The sequence below is a fragment of the Streptomyces poonensis genome (genome assembly GCF_014650915.1).
Lineage (GTDB): Bacteria > Actinomycetota > Actinomycetes > Streptomycetales > Streptomycetaceae > Streptomyces > Streptomyces poonensis.
Genome location: NZ_BMVW01000020.1, coordinates 128,166 through 135,163 on the forward strand (window position 1 = coordinate 128,166; position 6,998 = coordinate 135,163).

Annotated in this window: 9 protein-coding genes; 5 read left to right on the forward strand and 4 right to left on the reverse strand. The window is 71.6% G+C overall.

Translation table 11 applies throughout. From position 1 onward, the window contains the following. Window positions 1-529: 529 nt before the first annotated feature. Window positions 530-715, reverse strand: coding sequence for a hypothetical protein (locus tag IE242_RS33430; protein WP_229859769.1), 186 nt, complete (start codon window positions 713-715; stop codon window positions 530-532). A 163-nt stretch (window positions 716-878) separates the two neighbouring features. On the opposite strand from IE242_RS33430, the gene IE242_RS33435 reads away from it, so the two are divergent. The 4 genes from IE242_RS33435 to IE242_RS33450 all read left to right on the forward strand — a co-directional run bounded on the left by IE242_RS33435 (window position 879) and on the right by IE242_RS33450 (window position 3,025). Next, window positions 879-1,322, forward strand: a complete 444-nt coding sequence (locus tag IE242_RS33435; RefSeq protein WP_189866124.1) for a hypothetical protein — start codon at window positions 879-881, stop codon at window positions 1,320-1,322. A 106-nt stretch (window positions 1,323-1,428) separates the two neighbouring features. After that, a complete protein-coding gene (locus tag IE242_RS33440) occupies window positions 1,429-1,743 on the forward strand; it encodes a helix-turn-helix transcriptional regulator (protein ID WP_189866126.1) in 315 nt (104 codons plus the stop codon). A gap of 21 nt (window positions 1,744-1,764) precedes the next feature. Then, window positions 1,765-2,478 (forward strand): STAS domain-containing protein, encoded by a 714-nt coding sequence (locus IE242_RS33445; protein ID WP_189866128.1) that lies wholly within the window; start codon window positions 1,765-1,767, stop codon window positions 2,476-2,478. Window positions 2,479-2,692: 214 nt separating this feature from the next. Further along, window positions 2,693-3,025: a hypothetical protein gene (locus tag IE242_RS33450; protein ID WP_189866130.1), complete on the forward strand. Its 333-nt coding sequence runs from the start codon at window positions 2,693-2,695 to the stop codon at window positions 3,023-3,025. A 37-nt stretch (window positions 3,026-3,062) separates the two neighbouring features. On the opposite strand, the gene IE242_RS33455 is transcribed toward IE242_RS33450, so the two are convergent. Together IE242_RS33455 and IE242_RS33460 are read right to left on the reverse strand one after the other, a co-directional pair. Then, entirely contained in the window at window positions 3,063-4,199 is a 1,137-nt protein-coding gene (locus IE242_RS33455; protein WP_189866132.1) for a fatty acid desaturase family protein, read from the reverse strand. Window positions 4,200-4,291: 92 nt separating this feature from the next. Then, the gene (locus IE242_RS33460; protein ID WP_189866134.1) at window positions 4,292-5,419 is read right to left on the reverse strand and encodes a ferredoxin reductase; all 1,128 of its coding nucleotides are present in this window, start codon (window positions 5,417-5,419) and stop codon (window positions 4,292-4,294) included. A gap of 672 nt (window positions 5,420-6,091) precedes the next feature. Between IE242_RS33460 and IE242_RS33465 the strand changes: the two genes are divergently transcribed. Further along, window positions 6,092-6,322, forward strand: coding sequence for a hypothetical protein (locus tag IE242_RS33465; RefSeq protein ID WP_189866136.1), 231 nt, complete (start codon window positions 6,092-6,094; stop codon window positions 6,320-6,322). A 326-nt stretch (window positions 6,323-6,648) separates the two neighbouring features. On the opposite strand, the gene IE242_RS33470 is transcribed toward IE242_RS33465, so the two are convergent. Continuing rightward, window positions 6,649-6,998, reverse strand: a 350-nt coding sequence (locus IE242_RS33470; protein ID WP_189866138.1) for a transposase, incomplete at its 5' end; no start/stop codon positions are given.

Genomic DNA, 6,998 nt, shown 5'->3' on the forward strand with positions numbered 1-6,998 from the left:
CCGCGCTGATTAACACCCGTCATGCTGATGTGGCTGAGCCCGTGAAGGGATGCCTGACACCCAATCAGTCACTACGCACCGTAAGGAACGCCTGCCAATCCCTTGAGGGGGGACAGCCCTTGGTCATGCGGACTGGTCCGTCTGATCGGTTCGGGCTCGCGCTTTCTGGGCGATCTGCTCGAACGCGTTCGGCGGCATCCCGCCGACTGCGCTGTGCTGTCGCCTGGTGTTGTAGAAGCGTCTCGGCTCTTCTCTCCCAGATGGAGATCGACTTGGTCGCCGAGCAGGGCCCAGTGACCCTCGTACGTCGGCCAGTCCCGCCCGATCAGCAGCACCTGGCCGTCCGGCGCGATAGCCACCACGTCGGCGGTGTGCGGGTGTCCTCGGAAGTTTGGGGCGCTTCGTCGGTCATCGTGCTCCTTCGCTGGTCGGACCGCCCGGCTCCCGGGTGGGGCCGTGCCGTGCCCTTCTGTGTGGGTTCGCAGCCAGCTCGAATGGCTGCAGGCACCCGTGTGGTGCTGCCTGACGGTCAGCGGTCGACGACGTCCTTGTCGAGGTCGCGGTGGACCAGGTCCACGACCAGGTGGCGGCCGGCGAACTGCTGGGCGGCGGCCAGTCCGTACACGGCGGCTTGCTCGACGTCCCCGGCGACCACGGCGCGCAGCGCCATCGCCGTGGTCGCGGCCCGGTATCGCCCGCCCGCACACTGCGTCACCACGGTGAGCGGCCCGCGCCGCCGGTGCCGCGTCCGGTCACCGGGGCCGCCGAACGACAACTGTGGCCGGGCTCAACCAAGTTGGCGGGCCGAACTGTCAGTGGGCGTCGGTACCGTCATAGGCGCACCCCTCCCTGTTCCCGCCCCCTGTGAGGACACCGCCATGCCCCACGTTTGTGGCCACTACCGCCGGGACGGCTCCTACGTCCGACCGCACTACCGCCGCTCCAGAGGATCGACCGGCACCACCGCCCCCTCCCGGCCCGCCCCCTATCCCCGCGCCACCCCGACCGTGCCCGGCCCGACCACGCGCGTGCGCAGCCACGTCCGCAGCAACGGCTCCTACGTCCGGGCCCACCGCCGCCGCATCGGCACCCCCGCCAAGGTGGCCGGGGGCGGGGGCGGCGCCGTGCTGCTCGTGCTCCTGATGCTGGGGCTGCTGAACGGCGGCGGCACGGAGTCCTCGCCGGTCCCCGACCGGCCGGAGTCCTCGGCCAGCGCGCCCGCCCGCTCCCCCCCCCTGACGGCGGGCCGTCCGCCCGCGCGCTTTCGTGGTCCCGGCTCCTCATGGTCCGGGACCACGCGCATGTCCGGGGGCCGCGAGTGACAGACGCGGACCGCCGGGAGGCGGAACAATACGGGAAGAGGATTTCCGGCAATATCGGACCGGTGTCCGAGGGGGGCACGGGTGGCCGGGGAGGGGGCTGAGGGGCATGGCCGGCGAGGCCGGGGGATGGACGTTCCTGACCAACCATGCGCGGGTGCTGCTGGCCATCGCGCGGGACCCGGACGTGTCGCTGCGGCAGGTGGCCGCCGCCTGCCGGATCAGCGAGCGCACCGCCGGGGCCATCGTGGCGGACCTGGAACGCGCGGGCTATCTGCAGCGCGAGCGGGTGGGGCGACGCAACCACTATGCGCTGCACCCGGACCGGCCGCTGAGACATCCGGCCGAGGATCATCTGCCGGTGCGCGTCCTGCTGGAGTGCTTCGCCGCCCTGGAGGCGGATCCCGCGCCCTCCCCTGGCTGAGCAAGGAGAAAGGGGCATGCCATGGGGCCCGACGGGCATGCCATGGGGCCCGACGCCGGAGGCCGACTGGTGATCCGCCAGGTGCCGGCGGGCCGGGCCGCGGTGCTGATCTGCCTGTCCGGCGAGCTGGACCTGGACACCACCACCCTGCTGCGCGAGGCGATCGTGCAGGTGGCGCTGCGCCCGGACGATCACCGTCGGCTGCTGCTGGACCTGTCCGCCCTCGCCTACTGCGACAACGCCGGCCTGTTCGCCCTGCTGGGCATGTGCCAGGCGCTGGACGCGGTCGGCATCACGGTCTCCATCACCGCCACCGGCTCCGTCGCCCGCGTCGCCATCACCCACCCGGGCCGGGCTGCAGCACCGGCTGCCGCTGCGGGCAACCGGTCAGGAACGGTGATGCGGGAACGGGCCGTGCGGCGTCCCGGCGTTCAGCGAGGGGGGCAGTCAGCGGCCGGATCGGACGCCGCTCAGGTACTTGCGGGCGGTGCCCTCGGTCAGCCCGGCCAGCGGCCCGAGGATCGGGTCGGGGTGTCGGTGGACGCGGCTACCGTCGTCGTATGGCGCTGGACGACGCGATCAACAGGGCGAGGCAGGAGCAGGGCCGCATGGCGGCGCCCACCTGGCCCGGCCAGAAGAACGTGCTCCAGCAAAACCGGTGGAGACGGGGGCGGCCGAGCACGGCCGTACCCGCCCGCGTCCCAACGGGCCTCCGGCCCAGGTGTTTTGGCGTAGGCTGCTGGTAGTCCGTGCACTGTCGGCCGTCCGTTGCTACGGCGCCGTGGTCCGGCGATCACTCGAGGCGCAGGGAGCGCCCCTACGTCAGTGGCTGTGTCCTGCGGGATCTGAGCCCGCCTACCGGCATCGCACGAGGGACCGCTGCGGCTTGGCCCTGAAGACCCGGTCGCTCCTGTTTCCCCGACGGTGCATGGCCTTGGGGAACCCGGCCATGTCCGACTACTTCATCGACGACTTCATGTTCATCACGCCGCTGGCTCATGGGCCGGGCATCAGGCTCGTCGGCCAGGTCCTTCGAGTGCACAAGATCCCTCTGCTTCTGGCTTTGATGTCCTGCCGCCGGCAGGACAAGGACGTGACCGTCGACCTCACCGGCGTCCACTACCTCTCCCCCAGCGCACTGGAGATCCTGGTCTGCGCCGCCCGCGGCCTGCCACCCGACCTGTGCCTGACCCTGTGGGCACGCCCCGCGCTCGGCCTCCAGGAACGGCTCGCAGCGCGCGGCTGGCACGAGATGGAAAGCCTCCGGCTGAGCGAAGCCTGAAGGTCACCCGGTACTCCGAAGAGCGTTCGCACTGCCCTCAGGCGGGATCTTCGCCTCGCGGCCGGCCGGGTGCTGCCCGGTGGAGATTGGGCAGGGCCATGCGGCAGATGCGGGCCCAGGTGGAGGCGTACTGCTGCAGCAGGGGGCCCGTGGTGTACGGGATGCCGTGGGCGGTGAGGACGTCGCGGACGCGGGGAGCGATCTCGGCGTAGCGGTTGCTGGGCAGGTCCGGGAAGAGATGGTGTTCGATCTGGTGGCTGAGGTTGCCGGTGAGGACATGGAGGGCGGTGCCGCCTTCGATGTTGGCCGATCCCAGGGCCTGGCGCAGGTACCACTGGCCGCGGGTTTCGTGCTCGGTCTCCTCCTCGGTGAAGGAGCGGACGCCGTCGGGGAAGTGGCCGCAGAAGATGACGGTGTGGGCCCACAGGCTGCGCGCGGTGTTGGCGGTGAGGTTGCCGAGCAAGCAGGGCACGGCGGACGGCCCGGCGAGGAGCGGGAAGAGCAGGTAGTCCTTGGCGGCCTGGCGGGCGCCTTTGCACACAGTGTTGACGGCGTCGCGGAGAAAGGCCCGCAGGGGTTTGCGGCGCTGGAGGACGGCGTCGGCCTCCAGGTCGTACAGGGCCGCCAGCCACTCGAAGAAGGGCGCGCCCAGGGCCGTGTAGAAGGGCTGGAGGAGGTGGACGGGGCGCCAGGGCTGCTCTTCGCTCATCCGCAGCACGGTGAAGCCGAGATCGCGGTCGCGGCCGACGACATTGGTCCAGGTGTGGTGGATGTGGTTGTGGGTGTGTTTCCAGGCGTAGGCCGGGGTGGGGTTGTCCCATTCCCAGGTGGTGGAGTGGATCGCCGGGTCGCGCATCCAGTCCCACTGGCCGTGCATGATGTTGTGCCCGAGTTCGAGGTTCTCCAGGATCTTGGCGGTGGTGAGGGCGGCCGTGCCGGCCAGCCAGGCCGGCGGCAGCAGGGAGATGGCCAGGGCGAGGCGTCCGCCGACCTCCAGGCGGCGGTGGACGGCCACGACGGTGTGGATGTAGCGGGCGTCCTCGGCGCCGCGGCGGGCGAGGACCTCGGCCCGGATGCGGTCCAGCTCACGGCCCAGGGCTTCGGTGTCCGTACTCCTGGGCGGTGCGTCGGACGGATCGGGCGCGGCCGGATCGGTCGGCAGAGCAGTGGCCATGCTGGACAGCTCCTCCGGTGGGACGTGCAGGAACGTACAGGGCAAAGACGTACAGGACAGCAGGGACGCACGGAACAGTGCGGGGTGGGGGTTCACAGGTCGAGGGTGACGGGGCCGCAGGCGGCCGAGACACAGGTCTGGATCAGGTCGCCGGGCTCGCCGCGCACCTCGCCGGTGCGCAGGTCGCGGACCCGGCCGTGCAGGAGCGGGCTGACACAGCCGAAACAGATGCCCATGCGGCAGCCGCTCGGCATCGCCACCCCGGCAGCCTCCCCGGCCTCCAGCAACGGCGTACCGGTGCCGGCGGCTGTCTCCACCCCGCTCGCGGCGAAGGACACCCGTGCCGTCTGCGGGCCGGTACCGCCCAGGGACGGCGCCGGCGGCAAGGGGCAGAACCGCTCGAAGTGCAGGCGTCCGGCCAGGCCCTCCACGGCCCAGCGGCGCCGGGCGGACTCCAGCAGCGCGGCGGGACCGCAGACGAAGGTGGCGCGCTCGCGCCAGTCCGGGCAGACGGCGGGCAGCCGCGCCAGGGTGAGGTGACCGGCCGGGCGGGCACCGGCACGGGTGTGGTGCTCGTACAGCCGGAACCACGGCAGCCGCTGGTCCATCGCCCGCAGCTCCGGGCCGAACACCGTTCGGGCCGGATCGGGAGCGGAGTGCACCAGCAGTACGTCCGTGCCCGCCGCGAGCCGGCCGCCGGCGGCGAGCGCCCGCAGCATGGCCATGACCGGGGTGATGCCGATCCCCGCGGTGAGCAGCAGCAGCCGCCCGGGCGGCGGGTCGGGCAGGTGGAACTCGCCCTGGGCCGGGCCCAGGCGCAGCACCTCACCCGGGCGGACCCGGTGGGCCAGGTGCTGGGAGACGCGGCCGTCCGGCAGGGCCCTGACCGTGATGGAGAACGGTTCGCCGGGCCTGCCGGGCGGTGTGGTGAGCGAGTAGGTGCGCCAGTGCAGCACGCCATCGATCCGCACTCCCACCGGGACGTACTGCCCGGCCATGCGGGCGGGCCGCCAGCCGCGGCCCGGACGGATCACCAGGGTCGTCGCGTCGGCGGTCTCCGCCCGCACCTGCGTCACCCGTCCGGCCGGCCACCGCCGCGACAGCAGCGGATCGGCCAGCGCCAGATAGTCGTCCGCGAGCAGCGGCGTGGTCAGCCGGTCCACCGCTGTCAGCACCAGGCGGACGACACCCTCGGACCACACGATGCGATGCAGGGCCATGGCTGCGGATGTCCTTCCCTCATCGGCGACGAGAGATTCGATCACTGGTCGGGGCGGCGCAGTACGGGGCGGACAGCCCGTCCACTCTCACCACAGCGCGGGCAGGACGCAAAGCCGCAGGGACGGTAATCCGCCGCAGCACCCCGCCCGCCGGCCCCGGGCGCGCCACCGCCGTGCTGCAGTGATCCCCCGTATACCGGGAGGCGCCCCTGCCGGACCGGCCGCCCGACGCATGGACCGGCCGACTCGCGCCCGGCAATCCCGGCCGGCCCTTTGACCGGAACCGGCTCTATCACCCGGCCGTGGAGGAACAGAAGGGCGAAGGCGCCGCAGCGACCCCCTAGTGACCGCCAGCACGCCGGCCGGGCCCGCCGGGGCCGATCGGGGCTCGTCCCACAAGCACCTTCACCGAGGCGTTCTCCTCCCAGCCGTCGCCGTCCTCGAAGTAGCCCCCAGGCGGCGGAGTTCTCGACCCAGCCGCCCTGCTTGGCGATGACCTTGCGGTCGTTGCCGGCGCGCTCGAAGCTGGTGGCCAGTCCGCGGCGGCGGAGTGGCCGGTCCCCCGGTGGTGCCGAGCGACGCGCCCGCCTCGTTGCCCGCTCGGCGCTGATCCTGTAGCGGATCCGGTCAGACGGCGACCGATGAACACCGCAACCTGAACGGAGACCACTCATGCCCCGAGGCGTCACCATCGGCGCAACCCACTACCCCGCCAAGGAAGCTGTCCGGGACGTCTGCCGCGGCATCGGCGGTGACGTCACCGACCTGGATGGCGACGCGTTCCTCCGCCATCTCCTCGAGCCCCACCCCGACTACGAACTGAAGCGGGGCGCCGGCTGCGCACGCCATCGTCAGGTACGAGCGTCCAGGTTAGCCCGTCATCCCCAGAAGTGCCCGACGTGAGGCGGCCTGCTGGCCGGTCGCTACTGCTTATGGTGGTTGCGGCAGCGCTGGTCCCACTGCTTCCAGGCGTGGCTGGTCAGCAGAACGCAGGCGGCAGCGTGGGAACCGACGGTTTCCAGGGTGGAATTGGCGCGTGCCCAGGTCTGGCCGTTGCTGGTAGTACGGAAGCTGGCGCGGTCCGTTTGTAGCAGTCGGCTGTAGGCGTGTCCGTGGACGTGGCCGCTGCTAATTCTCCACAGCACGGGCGGGTAGTCGCGGGTGTCGGCGTCCAGGGCGGTGCATGCTGCCTCGTCGATGATGTCCGTGGCGTTACTGACTTCGGCTCATTAGGGTGAGGCGGGGCCCCCGAGGGTGAGGCCGGTGCCGGCTATGAAGCCGTCGAGGGTCTCGGGCCGGTACTGAAGGCGTTTGAGCCGGTTGCGGACGAGAACCTCCAAGCGGTCCAGGGCGACGACGGCGAGGTTGGCCAGGCTGCGCTTGACGTGCGCCCACACGCCCTCGACCGGGTTCGAATCGGGCGAGTAGGCGGGCAGCAGGAACACCGTCAGCCACTCCCGCGCGTCGATCAACTCCCGCATCGTGCGGGAGACATGCGTGTTGAGCCGGTCCCGGACCAGCACGACCGGGGCCTTGATGAGCTGGTGGGTGCCGTCGATCAAGGCGATGAAGTCACGCT